The organism is Pyxidicoccus sp. MSG2 (assembly GCF_026626705.1).
Lineage (GTDB): Bacteria > Myxococcota > Myxococcia > Myxococcales > Myxococcaceae > Myxococcus.
The window spans coordinates 1,734,680-1,749,429 of record NZ_JAPNKC010000001.1 but is presented as its reverse complement, the minus strand read 5'-3'; the positions used below and the strand labels follow the sequence as shown (position 1 = coordinate 1,749,429).

The 14,750-nt window shown below is 71.3% G+C and carries 12 protein-coding genes; 6 read left to right on the top strand and 6 right to left on the bottom strand.

The window, feature by feature from the left end:
- Nucleotides 1-171: 171 nt before the first annotated feature.
- Together OV427_RS07120 and OV427_RS07115 are read left to right on the top strand one after the other, a co-directional pair.
- Nucleotides 172-1,749: a DUF7151 family protein gene (locus OV427_RS07120; protein ID WP_267855353.1), complete on the top strand. Its 1,578-nt coding sequence runs from the start codon at nt 172-174 to the stop codon at nt 1,747-1,749.
- Nucleotides 1,750-1,870: 121 nt separating this feature from the next.
- On the top strand, nt 1,871-2,200 hold the full coding sequence (locus OV427_RS07115; RefSeq protein ID WP_267855352.1) for a hypothetical protein: 330 nt from the start codon (nt 1,871-1,873) through the stop codon (nt 2,198-2,200).
- 49 nt (nt 2,201-2,249) lie between these two features.
- On the opposite strand, the gene thrS is transcribed toward OV427_RS07115, so the two are convergent.
- Nucleotides 2,250-3,452 carry a threonine--tRNA ligase gene (gene thrS, locus OV427_RS07110; RefSeq protein WP_267855351.1) on the bottom strand — a complete coding sequence of 401 codons (1,203 nt, stop codon included), beginning with the start codon at nt 3,450-3,452 and terminating at the stop codon, nt 2,250-2,252.
- A 296-nt stretch (nt 3,453-3,748) separates the two neighbouring features.
- Nucleotides 3,749-5,614 carry an OPT/YSL family transporter gene (locus OV427_RS07105; protein ID WP_267855350.1) on the bottom strand — a complete coding sequence of 622 codons (1,866 nt, stop codon included), beginning with the start codon at nt 5,612-5,614 and terminating at the stop codon, nt 3,749-3,751.
- A 108-nt stretch (nt 5,615-5,722) separates the two neighbouring features.
- On the opposite strand from OV427_RS07105, the gene OV427_RS07100 reads away from it, so the two are divergent.
- A complete protein-coding gene (locus tag OV427_RS07100; protein WP_267855349.1) occupies nt 5,723-7,249 on the top strand; it encodes an MBL fold metallo-hydrolase in 1,527 nt (508 codons plus the stop codon).
- Nucleotides 7,250-7,356: 107 nt separating this feature from the next.
- Here the strand turns inward: OV427_RS07100 and OV427_RS07095 are convergent, their stop codons facing one another.
- The gene (locus tag OV427_RS07095) at nt 7,357-8,355 is read right to left on the bottom strand and encodes a hypothetical protein (RefSeq protein ID WP_267855348.1); all 999 of its coding nucleotides are present in this window, start codon (nt 8,353-8,355) and stop codon (nt 7,357-7,359) included.
- 181 nt (nt 8,356-8,536) lie between these two features.
- On the opposite strand from OV427_RS07095, the gene OV427_RS07090 reads away from it, so the two are divergent.
- Both OV427_RS07090 and OV427_RS07085 read left to right on the top strand, forming a co-directional pair.
- Entirely contained in the window at nt 8,537-9,352 is an 816-nt protein-coding gene (locus OV427_RS07090) for a methylase (RefSeq protein WP_267855347.1), read from the top strand.
- 179 nt (nt 9,353-9,531) lie between these two features.
- A complete protein-coding gene (locus OV427_RS07085) occupies nt 9,532-11,022 on the top strand; it encodes a carbamoyl-phosphate synthase (protein ID WP_420718249.1) in 1,491 nt (496 codons plus the stop codon).
- Here OV427_RS07085 and OV427_RS07080 read toward each other — a convergent pair.
- From OV427_RS07080 to OV427_RS07070, 3 genes are all read right to left on the bottom strand, one after another.
- The gene (locus OV427_RS07080) at nt 11,012-12,457 is read right to left on the bottom strand and encodes a pyridoxal-dependent decarboxylase (protein WP_267855346.1); all 1,446 of its coding nucleotides are present in this window, start codon (nt 12,455-12,457) and stop codon (nt 11,012-11,014) included. The genes OV427_RS07085 and OV427_RS07080 overlap by 11 nt on opposite strands.
- The gene (locus OV427_RS07075) at nt 12,454-13,305 is read right to left on the bottom strand and encodes a glycosyltransferase family 2 protein (RefSeq protein ID WP_267855345.1); all 852 of its coding nucleotides are present in this window, start codon (nt 13,303-13,305) and stop codon (nt 12,454-12,456) included. The genes OV427_RS07080 and OV427_RS07075 overlap by 4 nt, the downstream gene beginning before the upstream one ends.
- A gap of 226 nt (nt 13,306-13,531) precedes the next feature.
- Nucleotides 13,532-13,783 (bottom strand): hypothetical protein, encoded by a 252-nt coding sequence (locus tag OV427_RS07070; protein WP_267855344.1) that lies wholly within the window; start codon nt 13,781-13,783, stop codon nt 13,532-13,534.
- 213 nt (nt 13,784-13,996) lie between these two features.
- Here OV427_RS07070 and OV427_RS07065 point away from each other — a divergent pair, with 213 nt between their 5' ends.
- Nucleotides 13,997-14,749 carry an arginyltransferase gene (locus tag OV427_RS07065; protein WP_267855343.1) on the top strand — a complete coding sequence of 251 codons (753 nt, stop codon included), beginning with the start codon at nt 13,997-13,999 and terminating at the stop codon, nt 14,747-14,749.
- The last annotated feature ends 1 nt before the right edge of the window (nt 14,750 follow it).

Below are 14,750 nucleotides of genomic sequence, written 5' to 3'. Positions count from 1 at the left end.
GCGCACCTGGGGCGACATGTCCACATGAAGGACCGGAGAACGCTGGCGCGCGGCGCGCGGGTGGGGTCAGAATGCCCCCCTGTCGTTCTCCGGTGTGCGCGGCCCCGCACCCCTGCATTCGCAGTCCGGGGCTGCTCCCGGACCCGTGCGTCTTCCAGGTTGGGGGTTCACATGCGCGTCCCTCTTTCGATGGTGATTGGCCGTACGCAGGTGCTGCGTGTGGCGCTCATGACGGGGCTTCTCGGCGTCGCCGCCTGCAAGGGCTCGGTGGGGGCCGATGGCTCTCAGGGCCCGGCTGGACCCCAGGGTTCGCAAGGTGCCCAGGGCCCTCAAGGTCCGCAGGGTGCTCAGGGGCCCGCGGGCCCCGCGGGAGGACCGCAAGGTCCACAGGGACTGAGCGCCCTGCTGCTCACCACGCCCGAGCCCGTGGGCGCCAACTGCGGTTTCGGCGGCATCAAGATGGAGACCGGCATCGACCGGAACGGCGACGGCGATCTGGATGAAGAAGGCGAGGTGAACGCGTCGGCCACGAAGTACCTCTGCAACGGCGCGCAGGGGCTCAGGGGCGAGACGGGCGCGGTGGGCCCGCAGGGGCTCAAGGGTGACACGGGCGAGGTGGGACCGATGGGGGCGCAGGGTCCCAAGGGGGACACCGGCGCGGTGGGTGCGGTGGGGCCCCTGGGCCCCAAGGGCGACACCGGCGACACGGGGCCGGCGGGCCCGCAGGGTCCCAAGGGCGACACCGGCGACACGGGCTCGCAGGGCTCCCAGGGTGAGTCCGGGGCGCTCGCGTTCGCCTACGGCGATGGCTCCGCGGGGGACTTCACCCTCTCCTCCTTCTCAAATCCACGCTACTTCCAGGCCGGGAACTTTCCCCCCGGTGGCGCCAACCTGATGTTCCACAACGTGACCATCGACGGCACGCTCATCGTGTCGAGCGGGACGATGATTCGCGCCACGGGCGACATCATCATCGGTCAGAGCGGCCTCATCATCGTCAGTCCCGACTTCCAGATTCAGTCCCTCAACCCGTCGCAGAGGGGTATCGCCATGTCCGCCTCCCACACGTACCTGGGTGGAAAGGGGCTGGACCTGGGGCGCACGTCACTGGTCTCCCGCGCCGACCTGCTGGGGGGCGGCAGCGGCTACCGCTCGACGACGAACCCCGACATCCTCGGCGGCGACGGTGGCGGACGGCTCATCCTCGCCGCCAAGGGCAACATCATCATCCGCGGACAGATTGATGCGAACGGCCGTCAGGGCATCAACAACAGCATTCCCACCATCAACCGGCCCGCTGGCTCGCCGACACCCGTGGCGGGTGGCGGCGGTGGTGGTGGCGGGGTCGTCAGCCTCATCTCCCGCGGCACCATCACCGTGGAGGGCAACGGCAAGATCCTCGCGAATGGAGGCAACGGGGCTGTTGGATGGAATGGCTCCAGCCCGGTGGCGGGGCAGATGTACGGCGGAGGCGGCGGAGGCGGCGGAGGCATCATCCAGTTCCTCAGCGCGAACACGCCCGTCATCGTGACTCCCGCCAACATCCAGGTGAGCGGTGGCACGGCGGGTTCTTCGGCCGTCGCGGGTACGGCCAGCGCCCTGGCGCAGGCCGGCGGCGGCGGCGGCGCCTGTGCGGGCGATGGCGGAGATGGCACGAGCTCCTCGGTGGCCGCTGGCGCCTCCGAGGTGGGTGGCTCGGGAGACTTCATCAAAGTCCAGGCGGCCCAGCCGGAGCTGCTGTTCTACTGAGCAGAGCGCGCCTCGTGGATGCGGTGGAGAAGGGCTGTCCATCGTGGATGGCCCGTATTCACGGCGACGCGGCCACGGTCCTACCGTGGCACTCGCAGTCCCCCACACCTGCGAGGCATCCATGAAGCTCTTCTCGAAGTCCCTGCTCGCTGCCGTCCTCACCCTTGCGCCGCTGTCCGCGCTGGCCCTGCCGCCCGACTGTGACGTGAAGTGCACCGGGACTGCCTCGTGCTCCGGCATCTGCGCGAAGCCGTGGTCCGTCGAGATCATCACCTGCGGTGAGTGGGTGGAGGACTACGGGGAAATCTTCGGGGGCAGCTGCACTCCGAGCCTCAGCCCCGCGCTCGACGAAGAGGCTGCCTCCGTGGGGCCCGGCCAGGACTTCTCGGATGAGTCGGAGTGGGACTGCCGCGAGTCCGCGCAGTCGGCCTCTTCGTCCGAAGAGGGCTGACACCCGGACAGCCCGCCCCTCCTCGCTGGAAGGGCGGGCCGTCCCCGACTCAGGCGTCCGCCGCCGGACGGCACGCGGCCACCAACTCCGCGACAGCGTCGTCCCACCGCAGGTCCTTCTGGGCGCCGTCGCGCTGGCGCAGGCGTACGCCGCCGGCCTCCACCTCGCGAGCGCCCACCACCACCAGCCACGGCGCGCCGGCTCCGTGCGCGTCGACAATCTTCCTCGACAGCGACTCACCCCGGACGTCCGCGCGGGCGCGACAGCCCGACTCGCGCAGCCGGGCGGCGAAGCGCTCCGCGTAGTCACGGGCCGCCTCACCCACGGAGGCCACCACCACCTGCTCCGGAGCGAGCCACGCCGGCAGCGCGCCCCCGTGGTGCTCCAGCAGCACGCCGATGAAGCGCTCCAGGCTGCCGAGCAGCGCGCGGTGAAGCATCACCGGCCTGACTCGCGCCCCCGAGGCGTCCACGTAGCGCAGGTCGAAGCGCTCGGGCAGCACCCGGTCGAGCTGGATCGTCCCGCACTGCCACGCGCGCCCCAGCCTGTCCTTCAGCACGAACTCCAGCTTCGGTCCGTAGAAGGCGCCCTGGCCCGGCTGCATGAGGCACTCCAGCCCGGCCTCCTTCGCCGCGGACAACAGCCAGGCCTCGGCCTTGTCCCAGCTCTCGTCGCTGCCGGCGCGTTGGGCCGGACGGCTGGAGAAGGCCACCTGCACCTCGTCGAAGCCGAGGCCCGCGTAGAAGTCCTTCAGCGAGCGCGCGAAGCGGACCACCTCCTGCTGCACCTGTTCTTCGGCGCAGAAGATGTGGCCGTCATCCTGCGTGAACTGGCGCAGGCGGAACAGGCCGTGCAACGCGCCGCCCGGCTCGCTGCGGTGGACGAGGCCGAACTCCCCCAGCCGCAGGGGCAAATCCCGGTAGCTGGGGGCCATGCGCTGCACGAGCTCGATGTGGCCCGGGCAGCTCACCGGCTTCATGGCGAGGTGCCGCTCGCCGTCCTCCACCAGGAACATGTTCTCGCGGAAGTTCTCCCAGTGGCCGCTGCGCTCCCACAAGGGCTGCGCGTAGACCTGCGGCGTACGGACTTCGCTGTAGCCCTCCGCCTGCATGCGCCGGCGGACGTGGTCCTCCAGCAGCCGGTACAGCATCAACCCGCGCGGGTGCCAGAACACCATGCCCGGGGCCTCCTCCTGCAGGTGGAAGAGGTCCAGGCGCTGGCCCAGCGAGCGGTGGTCGTGTTCGTCAAGCATGTGCAACTCCGTTTCGGAAGTGGTGAAAGGCCCATCCGGACGGAGCGCTGAAGTGAGCGCACGGTTGCCCCGGCCGGAGAAGGCGGGGCAGGGAACCGTGCGTTCGTCAGCTCACCACGCGACGCACACCGTTCCGCGCCCGCCGAAGCGAGTCGTGGTGGTGGTCGCAGTGGTGAAATTGACGAAGCTCACGCTGAATAAGGTGCAGGCCCTCGCACGGAAAGTCAAGTCGACCTCCGGGGCAGGGGCTTCCTTGCAGCAGTGCGACGGGACAGGCGGGCGCGCGGCCCGCCCCCTCATGCGAGCAGCGACACCAGGCCAATCATCCCGGCGATGAGGAAGAAGAGCGACTCACCGGCGATGAGCCCGCCGCCGACGAGGGACATGCTGCTCATGTCCTCGGGGAGGGCCTCGCCCTCGCCGGGGCTGCCCGCGGCGTGCGACTTCTGGCCGCGCTGCGCCACCGTGTTCCACAGCGAGGTGAAGATGCCGCCCGCGCCGAACCACAGCGCCGCCGGGAAGTTCACGAAGGCACCGAACGACGACGCGTAGGGGCTGGAGAGCAGCAGCGAGTCCATGGCCCAGCCCACCGCGAAGCCCAGGCGGGAACCCTTGATGAAGCGCTGGTAGTCCGGCCGGCTCAGCACGCCCTTGCGCACCACCTGGATGACGAAGCCGATGGCCAGGCCGATGAGCAGCAGCTTCACCGTGGCGTCCGACAGCGTGCCCAGTCCGCGGATGGCGCCCACCAGCTTGTACGTCATGGCGGAGCCCCACTGGCCCACCTCGGCCTTGGGGTTGTCGAGCTGGTTGATGGTGAGCGCGGGGTAGGCCGTCATGAACACGCGCGCCAGACCCACGCACAGCAGTGCGCCCATGATGACGCCGAGCACCTGGTAGCGGAACTGGATGACGCGGTTGGTGCCCAGGCGCCAGCCGGTGGAGCGGTCCTGCTGCATGTCACAGCCCACGGACGTGGAGATGAGCAGGATGGTGGCGCCCATCAACCCCACCAGCGGGTTCTTCAGCCCCATCAGCGACATCAGCATGACGGAGATGACGAACGCGCTGGAAATGGGGTTCTGGTCGGTGATGCCGTAGGAGATGCCGTTGATGAGCACGAAGAGCAGCGCCAGCGCGAGCCCCAGCAGGAGCCAGCCCAGCGGCTGACCCAACACCTGCGTCCCCACCAGCAACGTCGCCGCGCCCCAACCCACCACCCAGGCCACCAGCCGGCCCATGTTGACCTTCTTCCAGGACTCCTCCTCGGCATCCGCCACCGCCGTGGCACGCGAGCGGATGCGTGCCATGGCCTGCACCGCGAGCAGCGACAGGTCCACCGCCGCCGCGCCGCAAATCATGGCCAGCCCCAGCATGAAGCCCACCTTGCGGAACGGATCACTCGGCGCCAGCCAGCCAATCTCGCGCAGATAGGGCGTCACCAGCGCGCCGATGACGGCCATGACGATGGCGGGCACGGTGATGCGACTGCCGACAATCATTCCTGCGCCCACCGTGGCGGCGCTCGTGCCGATGGAGGCCACGAAGGCGACCTTCTCCGTCATCCATGCCGCCACCGCGCCCAGCAGCGTGCCGCCGCCCAGCTTCGAGATGGACGCCTTGAGCAGCCGCTTGTCGGTGAGCGCGCGGAGGATGTTCGCGACGGCCAGGCCCGACGGGTAGTCGAGCTGCAGCTTGTCCACGAGCAGCGGCGTGTAGAGCATGCCCACGCCCACGGCGAACATGCCCACGCAGCCGACGAAGAGGATGAGGTGCCAGGCGGGCGGCATCTCCATGCCCAGCCACACCATGGCCTGGATGAGCACGGACATGGCGCACAGCGAGGCCACCGACGCGGCCATCGTCTGCATGTAGTTGGCGCCGTGCTTGCCCTCCGCGCCGTAGCCGTAGGTGACGGCGCTGCCCAGGATTCCCGCCAGCACCTGGCCGCCCACGAAGAAGCCCACGCTGAAGTTCATGTACGAGGCGGCGATGCCTCCCAGCGGGCCAAGGACGAGGAGCGCCACTGCGCTGAGCAGCGCGTGGTACTTCCACGTGCCCACCTCGGGTAGCCAGCCGAAGCGGGGCTGGACGAGCTCCGAAGAGGAGGATGCGTCGGGGGCAGAGGGGGGCAGGGGACGCTGGGGGGCGGGTTGTGCCATGCGAGCCGCAGGGTAGCGGCGTTCGCCACGGCTGTCGCGGGCTCGGCCCACGCGCACCCCGAGTCATCGAAGCCCCCACTCACGCGGCGCGGCATTAACATCCCCGCCATGCGATTCACCCTGCACCGGGGCGTCAGCCTGGCCGTGCTCGCGTCGGCCCGGACGGAAGCCGACCACCACGAGGACCTGGGCTGCAGCATCCAGGGCCCCACCGCGCGCCCCGTGCGCCGGGCCCACCTGCCGCTCAAGCGCCACATCGCCATGCTGGGCCGCGAGGGCGCGCTGCGCGAGGCGGATGCGCTGGTGCGCTGGCTCGAGGAGACGCCCCGCTATGCCGCGCTGTGCGAGGACGGCCGGCGGCGCCGCGGCCGGCGCGTGCTGCGGCGCGAGGTGCTCTTCCCGGACGCCCACCGGCACCGCCCGCGTGTGCTGCACCTGCGCCAGGAGTCACTGGGCCTGGACGTCCCCGTGCGCGCGTCCGAGTGGCCGCACGTCGCGGACCTCTTCGCCACGCTGGCCCGGGGCGCCACCCGCGCGGAATTGCGCGCCCTGTCCGTGGTCCCCGTGGTGGCGGGCTTGCTGGCGGACCTGGGGCAGGCCGGCTGGCTGGTCCGGCACGAGGCGCCCGTGGAGGTGCCCGCGCCCGGCGCCCTCTTCGTGGGGCACAACACGGTGCTGGTGTCCGGCCGCGAGGCGCGCGTGCTGGTGGACCCGTACTTCCGGCCCGCGGGCCTGGTGGACTCGCGAGGCTACGCGCCCATGCAGCCCAGGGACGTGGGGCGGGTGGACGCGGTGGTCATCACCCACTCGCACGGGGACCACTTCCACCTGGGCTCGCTGCTGCCGCTGCCCCGCGACACGCGCATCTTCGTGCCCGCGGTGGAGCGCGAGAGCCTCTTCTCCACCGACTGCGCGCTGCGGCTCTCGCAGCTCGGCTTCACGCGCGTGGAGCCGCTGCGCTGGGGCGAGTCCCGGCAGGTGGGCGACGTCACCGTGCGCGCGCTGCCCTTCCACGGCGAGCAGCCCACGGACGAGGCGGGGCCCTACCCGGACCTCTTCAACGAGGGCAACGCGTGGCTGGTGCGCGCGCCGGGTTTCTCCTCCGCCTTCTTCGCGGACTCCGGGCACGACGTGCGCGGGGACATGGGTGAGGTGTGCCGGCGGGTGCTGCGCGAGGAGGGGCCGGTGGACGTGCTCTTCTGCGGCGTGCGCGGCTTCCGGCTGGCGCCCATCTTCTTCGGCTTCAGCACGCTGGACGCCTTCCTCGTCAACGTGCCGCGCCGGGCGCTGACGAAGCCGCAGCAGCTCATGGCCGGGCCGGAGGAGGCGCTGCATTACGGCGAATTGCTGGGCGCGCGCTACGTGGTGCCGTGCGCGGACGGCGGGGCGCCCTGGTACTGGCGCGAGGGCATGGGGCCCCGCTACCAGGGCTACCCGGGACAGCCGGTGAGCGGCGCGAGCCAGCTGGATGAGAATCCGGACGCGGACCCGTACCCGGAGCGGCTCGCGGAGGTGCGCCGCGCGGTGGGGCACGGGCCGCAGGCGCTGCTCCTGCGGCCCGGCGAGGCGCTGGCGTGGAAGGGACGGCGCAAGCCGGAGGTGATGCGCTACCCCGGCTTCACCTGGCCCTACTGAGGCCTGGAGGCCGGCGAGGCCGCCAGGCCGGGGTCATGGCGGAGGGTGGCGGACACGTTCTGGGTGCTCACCACGGTGCCGGAGCCATGGCCGACACTCGCGTCTGCTCACGCCCGCGCGGCGAGGCGCCGCCGGCCCTGGACGAGCTTCACGGCGTAGAGGACGGCGAGGAGGACGAGGCACGTCACGCCCAGCGCGACGTAGCGGTGGATGAGGTCTCCCTCGGCCCAGCCGTGCTCGTCCACCAGGCGGCTCGCGTCGCTCAGGCCCACGCCCTCGTTCTGTCCGAAGGGGATTTCGGCGAAGTCCGTCCGGGCCCGCCACCAGGTGATGAAACCGTCCATGAAGCTGGTGCCGCCGATGACGGCGAAGCCCCAGCGCAGGCCGTGCTCGTGGATGTAGCTGCCGGCGCGCGCGTACATGGTGGCCATCAGCGCGGTGCCCAGCACCATCATCCCCCCGTCCCCGTTGAAGGTGATGAGCATCAGCGTCGTCTGCTCCGATAGGAGCAGCGTCCCGACGAGCTGCGTGAGGAGGAGTCCTCCGCCCGCGGCCACCTGCCACTGGCGGCGCTGCTTCCACCCGCGCCAGGTCCAGTACCCGAGCGCCGCGGCCGCCAGCGCCGCCATGAAGTACGAGCGCCCGAGGTTGAGCGTCTTCCACAGCGTGGGGATGGAGGCGTAGCCACACAGCCACCCGGTGATGGCATGGCCCAGCTCGTGGAGCGGCATGGTGAAGAGCCGCACGATGAACGCAGTCGGCCCCGCGGCGGCTCCGTAGGACACCAGCAGCACCACCGGGAGGACCCAGGTGTGAAGCTTCAGCTCCCAGGCCGCGTCCTCGGCCTCGGCGTCCAGGTCGGGCGTCGTCTCGGGGAGGACGTCCGAGCGCAGCTCCCCGGGCCGCACCAGCCAGGCCGGGTCGATGAGGGGTGGCTCCTCCGGCACCAGCGCCATGGCCTCGGCCGGCGGGGGCACGGCGTGCTTCGCCGCGGCCTCGCGGGCGGCCCGGGCGTCTGCCCTGGCGTAGATGACACCGCACCTGGGGCACTCCGGCCCCGAGGCACGCGGCGACTGACAGCGGGGACAGGTGGGGGAGGGGTCCACGGTGCCCGTCAGCCTACCGGCCCCTGTCGGCTGGAGGGAACCCGGGCCGCTCCGCCACTGTCGGGAGGCCTCGCCCGGACGGCACGGCTCGTCCCCGAGAGGGCCCACGTTGTCCGCGCCCATGTCATCGCCGGGCGGCGACGCTTGACGGGCGGACGCCGCTGGCCCCATGAGCGGGTCCATGTCGTCGCTGGACACCCAGACGCGCGGACGGACTTCGCGTGGCCGCCTGCGCGCGCTGGACGCGTACCTGTGCCACGCCGAGCGCGAGCTGCTCTCCCGCCGCGACGGCCCGTGGGCGCGCGCCGTCTTCGTCGACGTGGGCTTCGGCGAGCACCCGTGGACGACGCTGGAGAGCGCCGAGGCCTTCCGGGCCCTCCAGCCGGAGCTGGCCGTCATCGGCGTGGAGCTGGACGCGGAGCGCGCCCGCGCCGCCTCGGCCCACGCGGACGCCCGCACGCACTTCCGCGAGGGAGGCTTCGAGCTGCCGCTCGGCGAGGACGAGCCCGCCCGCCTCGTGCGCGCCATGAACCTGCTGCGGCAGGGCCCGCCCGAGCGCGTCCCCGAGGTCCACCGGACGCTCTCCCGCTATCTGCTGCCATCCGGTCTGCTGGTCGAGGGCAGCGCGGACCCGGAGGGGGCCATCCTCACCGCGCACCTGCTGCGCCGCGGGCCCGACGCCGAGGCGCCGCCCTTCCGCGAGGCCCTCCTCTTCCACACGGACTTCCGCCACGGCTTCGCGCCCCTGCTGTTCCGCGACTGGCTGCCGCGCGATTTGCGCCGCCGCGTGCGGCCGGGCGAGCCCATCCACGCCTTCTTCTCCGAATGGGACGCCGCCTGGCGCGAGGCCCGTGCCGCCGGCCACGCCGCGCCCCCTGACGCCTTTCACGAGACGGCCCCGCGACTCGCCGCCCGCACCGGTGGGGTGGAGACCGACGCGTGGCTTCTCGAGCGGGGCTTCCTCGTCTGGAAGGCCGAGGGTGGCGTCAGCCCGTGAACTGTGGAGCCCCAGCGATGACGCGACGCACACCCGTCATTCGCGGCGGGCAGGCAGCCGGGCCACACGTTTCTTCCTCGCTGAGAGAAGATGAATGACAAGGGGGAGGGGCAAAGTACGGCGCGGACGGCTATTCTGCGCCCCTGCGATTTCCCGGGGGGCAGGACCCCCAGACCTTCATGAAACGGCACTTCGTCTCCCTCCTCACCGCGACGCTCGCCGCGGCCACCTCTGGCGCCAGCATGCCCCCGCGAGGCACGTCCTCCGGGCTGGCCTCGCAGGTGCCCTCCGCGGTCCGCGCGGGGACGCCGCGCTCGCGGCGGGGTGGGGAGTCGATGGCACCGGAATCACAGCAGGAGATTGAGGACGCCATGGTGGAGCAGGCACCCCAGGCGCGTGTGGAGGGGCGGCCGTCCGTGCTGCTCTTCTCCGCGAGCTTCTACGGCACGCTCGCGGCCGCGCGCTGTTTCGGGCGCAACGGTATCGACGTCACGGTGGCGGACCCCGCGAAGCTGGGGCCCGCGAGCTGGTCCCGCTACGTCGGGCGCCGCGTCCAGTGCCCCCCCGAGTCGCGTGCAGAGGACTTCGTCGCGTGGCTGCTGGACTTCGGCCGGCGCGAGCCGATGCGGCACGTGCTCTATCCGACGAGCGACGAGCTGGCGTGGCTGGTGTCCGTCCACCGCGAGGCGCTCTCGCAGTACTTCCACCTCTATGACCCGGGCGTGGACGCCGTCTACGGCCTGCTCAACAAGCGCAAGCTCTTCGAGGTGGGCCAGGAGGTGGGCCTGCGGCTGCCGCGCACCTGGTTCCCCGAGTCCGAGGCGGCCCTGGACGCGGTGTCGCGCGAGGCGCGCTTCCCCGTCCTCATCAAGCCCACCACCCAGATTCTCTACTCCACCCACCGCAAGGGCCACCCGGTGTCGGAGCCCTCGCAGCTGGCGGAGGAGTACCGCGCCTTCTCGCGCGACGGGTACGCGGACATGCTGGTGAAGTTCGACCCGGCGGTGGCCCGCCCCATGGTGCAGGAGTTCCACCCGGAGGCGGCGCAGGGCATCTACAGCCTGTCCGGCTTCGTGGACGAGACAGGCGAATTGTTCGAGGTGCGCGGCGCCATGAAGGTGCTCCAGCGCCCCCGCCGCCTGGGCGTGGGCGTGTGCTTCGAGTCCGCCCCGGTGCGCGAGGAGCTGGCCGACGGGCTGAAGCGGCTGTGCAAGCGTCTGGGCTACCACGGCGTCTTCGAGGTGGAGTTCATCCAGACGAAGGACGACTTCCTCCTCATCGACTTCAACCCCCGCTACTACGGGCAGATGGGCTTCGACATCGCCCGGGGCCTGCCGCTGCCGCTGCTCGCGTACCACGCGGCGGTCGGTGACAGGGACTCGCTCCTGCGCGAGGTGAAGGCCGCGCGCGAGTGGCAGGGGCGGGGCGAGGTGTTCTGCAACCGGATTGCGCTGGAGATGCTGCTCAACCTCCAGCGGCTGTCCGGCGCGCTCCCGGGAGAAGAAGCGCGCCAGTGGCGGCAGTGGCTGGAGTCGCACCGGGGCGTGTCGGTGGACCCCCTCATCGACTCGGATGACCTGGTGCCCACCGCGGTGGAGCTGGCGCAGATTCTCTACGTCTCCGCGCGCCACCCCCGCGCCTTCCTGCGCTCCATGGTGCTCAACCGCTGAGGCGGGCGGGCTCGGCGGGCGGCGCGTCGAACGTCACCAGGTCATCGAACGTCTCGGCGCGGCGCAACAGCCGCTCCCTGCCGCCGTCCAGCGCGATGATGGCCGGCTGCGGGAAGGAGAAGGACGTGGCGAAGGGCACGAAGTACGCCCCCGCGTCCATGATGGCCAGGGTGTCTCCCACGGAGAGCTCCGGCAGGCGCTTGGCGTAGTAGAGCGTGTCGCCCGGCGTGCAGATGGGGCCCACCACCGTGTACACGCGCGAGGCCTCCGCGTCCGGCCGCTCCACGTGGAAGAGCTGGTGGTACTCGTTGCGCACGCACTCGGCATGGTTGACGCCGGCGTCCATGACGGCCCAGGTGCGGTCCTCGCCCTGCTTGAGGGCGTGGACGTTGGCCAGGAGCAGCTGCGTGTCGCCCGTCATGGCGCGGCCCGGCTCCAGGAAGATGCGCGGGCGCTGGCGGCCCCGGCGCGCGTAGTGCGACTCCACCATCTCCACCACCAGCGCCACGTAGCGCTCGATGGAGAGCGACGCCGCCGGGTCCGGCGCGGGCACGTCGCGGAAGAAGGTGAGGTTGAGCCGCCAGTCGCGCTCGGCGATGTGCTCCGTCGTCGGCGTGCACAGGCTGCCGCCCAGGTCGAGCACCTCCAAATCCTGACCCAGCTCCTGGTGCAGCGTGTCCGTGAAGGCGAGCACCGACTCCACGAAGCCGGTGAGCTCGCCCTCGGTGCGGATGGTGGCGCCGCGGTGGGCGTGCAGCCCCACCAGGTCCAGGTGCTTGGAGTCGCGCGCCTGCTGGCAGGCGCGCAGCGCTGCGCCTCCGGCGATGGGCGTGCCGAACTGCGCGGACCAGCCGCTGTCCGTGCTCACCCGCACCGCCACGCGCGGGCGGCGGCCCACCTCCGCGGCGACGCGCGAGAAGACGGCCAGCTCCTCCGCGTGGTTGGCGGCGAGCAACTGGATGCCTCGGGAAATCGCCTCGCGCACGGAGGCCTCGGACTTCGCCGGGCCGTTGTAGACGATGCGCTCCGGGGCCACGCCCAGCTTCAGCGCCAGCCACAACTCATAGGCGGAGATGACCTCCGCGCCCACGCCCCGCTCGTGCATGAAGGACAGCACGCCCGGGATGGGGTTCGTCTTGTACGAGTAGTAGACCTCGGCGCCGCCCGCGCGGCCGGGTGGCACCGCGAGGAATCGCTCCACGTTGCGGCCGAGCGCGGCCAGGTGCACCACGTGCAGCGGCGAGCCCCAGCGGGCCGTCAATTCCTTCAGAGGCACGCCCTCCAGGCACAGCCCCTGGCCGGGGCGGTGCTCCAACCCCCAGTGCGAGGCGGGGATGGCGGTGCGCGAGGGCGCCATGGCCTTCTGCAGCACCGGCCGCAGCGTGTCCTTCACCTGGCGCTTCGCGGTACCGAGGATGCGGCTCTTGAGGCTCACGAGGCCCGCCCCTGCTTGGGCAGTCGCAGCGGCAGCTTCTTGGCGACGTCGAAGGGCAGCGCGCGCATCAGCAGCTGCAGGGCGCGGTACTCCAGCATGCCGTTCGTCTGGCGGTACTTGCCGTGAATCATCTCGTTGGACTGCATGACCAGCGTGCCGTCCTTGCCCAGGTTGTGCATCAGCGAGGGCCGGCCCGTGCGGTAGTGCAGGATGGGGCGGTTGACGTACACGTGGCCGTAGGCGCGGATGCCGCGCAGGTAGAAGTCCACGTCCTCGTAGACGGGGATGGAGGCGTCGAAGCCGCCCAGCGGCGCGAAGTGCTCGCGGCGCACCATGCACGCGGAGTTCACATACAGCGTGCCGCGGAAGAGGATGTGCGCCACCGTCCACGCGCTGTTGGGCGTGCTGGCGCCCACCTTCGCCGCCCACTCGAAGTACTCGCTCTTGTCCTTCAGCCAGTCCGCGTCGTCGCCAAAGGGCACCACCCAGCCCACCGCGACACCGGCGTCCGGCCGGGCGTCCAGCGCGCTCACCATGGCGTGCAGCGAGCCCTCCGCGAGCATGTCGTCGTCGTCGAGGAAGTGCAGGTAGCGGCCCCGGGCCAGTGTGGCCCCATGGTTGCGCACCACCGCCGGGCGGCCCTTGGAGGGCGGGTCATTCACGAGGTAGCGCACCCGCGCGTCCCCCAGCCCCTCCACCGTCGCGCGCGCCGTGCCCTCGGGCGTGTCATCCAGGACGATGACCTCCACACTCACCCCCTCCTGGCGGAGCACGGAGCGGATGGCCTCCACCACTTCCTTTTCCCTCTTGTGGGTGGGCATCACCACCGAGACATCAATCGCTGACATGCCGGAACTTATATGCGGTGGCGCCCACGGCCGGGAAGACGCCTTCCCACTCAGGGAACGCGCGTGCCTGTTTGCTTCCGCGCACGTTCCTGGCTGCCTGCTCGGATGTTGGGGTTCTGGGAAACGTGGCGCCCCGCGGCCCGCGCAGAAACTGCGTCCAGGGCAGGCGGGCGCGCGTTCATTGCCGACGCGCAGCCGTCATGGGCGGACGCGTCGCCGGGGCTGCTCAGTAGCTCGCCACCGTGAAGTCGAGGTCGTCATAACCCCCAGCGGTGTCTTCCCCGACCTCTGGGGAAACCGTGACAGGTAGGGCAGAGATGTCGGGGTTTGCGGGGCGAGCGAACGAGCGGGACACGATGGAGGCCTCGGTGCCATCCCAGTCCCGGGAGCCCAGCGCCGAGCGTGCCGAGAGGCCCGAGACTTCGAGCTCCCCGTACGAAAGGCGGTCCAGCCAGGGCTGCATGCTGTCGCGGGCCATGTGCTTCCTCCTGCCCCCCCACGGGCGGCGTCTGATTGTTTTGCAGTCGGCGTGCCAGCCCGCCCCATGGGGAGGGGCGCCCGCGGTCGGGGCCGCGTCGGGACATGGATGTCGTGGCTTGTGGGCCGCGCGAGGCCCTCCGGACGCACTGCACCCGGGCCAGCGTGTGCGACTTGACGCCGGGAGGGCCGCCGGACAGGAACGAGGACGCCCATGGCCCTCCTCCTGGCTCACGACGTCGAGGCTCCCCGCCCCTGTAGTTACCTGCCGGAGCGGGAGGCCTCCCTGGAAAATCTACTGATGCAGGACGTCACGGCGGAGGAGTACGAGCACCTGCTGGTGCGCGGGTGGCGCCGCTTCGGGCCGGTGTACTTCCGGCCCGCCTGCTCGGCCTGCAATGAATGCGTCTCGCTGCGCATCCCCGTGGACGGCTTCCGCCCCAACCGCAGCCAGCGCCGGGCGCGCGCCAATTGCGCCCACCTGCGGGTGGAGGTGGGGACGCCCCGGGTGGACCCGTCCCGGCTGGCCCTGTACCGCGCGTGGCATGCGGAGCGCGAGGCCGCGCGCGAGTGGAACCCGTCGCCGATTACCGCGCGCGACTACTCGCTCCAGTTCTCCTTCCCGCACCCGTCCGCGCGCGAGCTGACCTGGTACGACGATGGCGCGGAAGGAGGCCCGAAGCTGGTGGGCGTGGGCCTGTGCGACGAGACGCCGCGTGCCTGGAGCGCGGTGTACTTCTTCTATGACCCGGCCTACGCGCACCTGTCGCTCGGCACCGCCAACGTGGTGCGCCAGGTGGAATTGGCCCGGGAGCGCGGCATCCCCCACGTGTACCTGGGCTACCGCGTCCAGGCGTGCGCGTCGCTGCGCTACAAGGGCGGCTTTCGTCCGAACGAGTTGATGCGGGAGCGGCCCGCGCTGGATGCGCCGCCCCGGTGGGAGCCGGCGCCTCCCGAAGAGCCGTGAG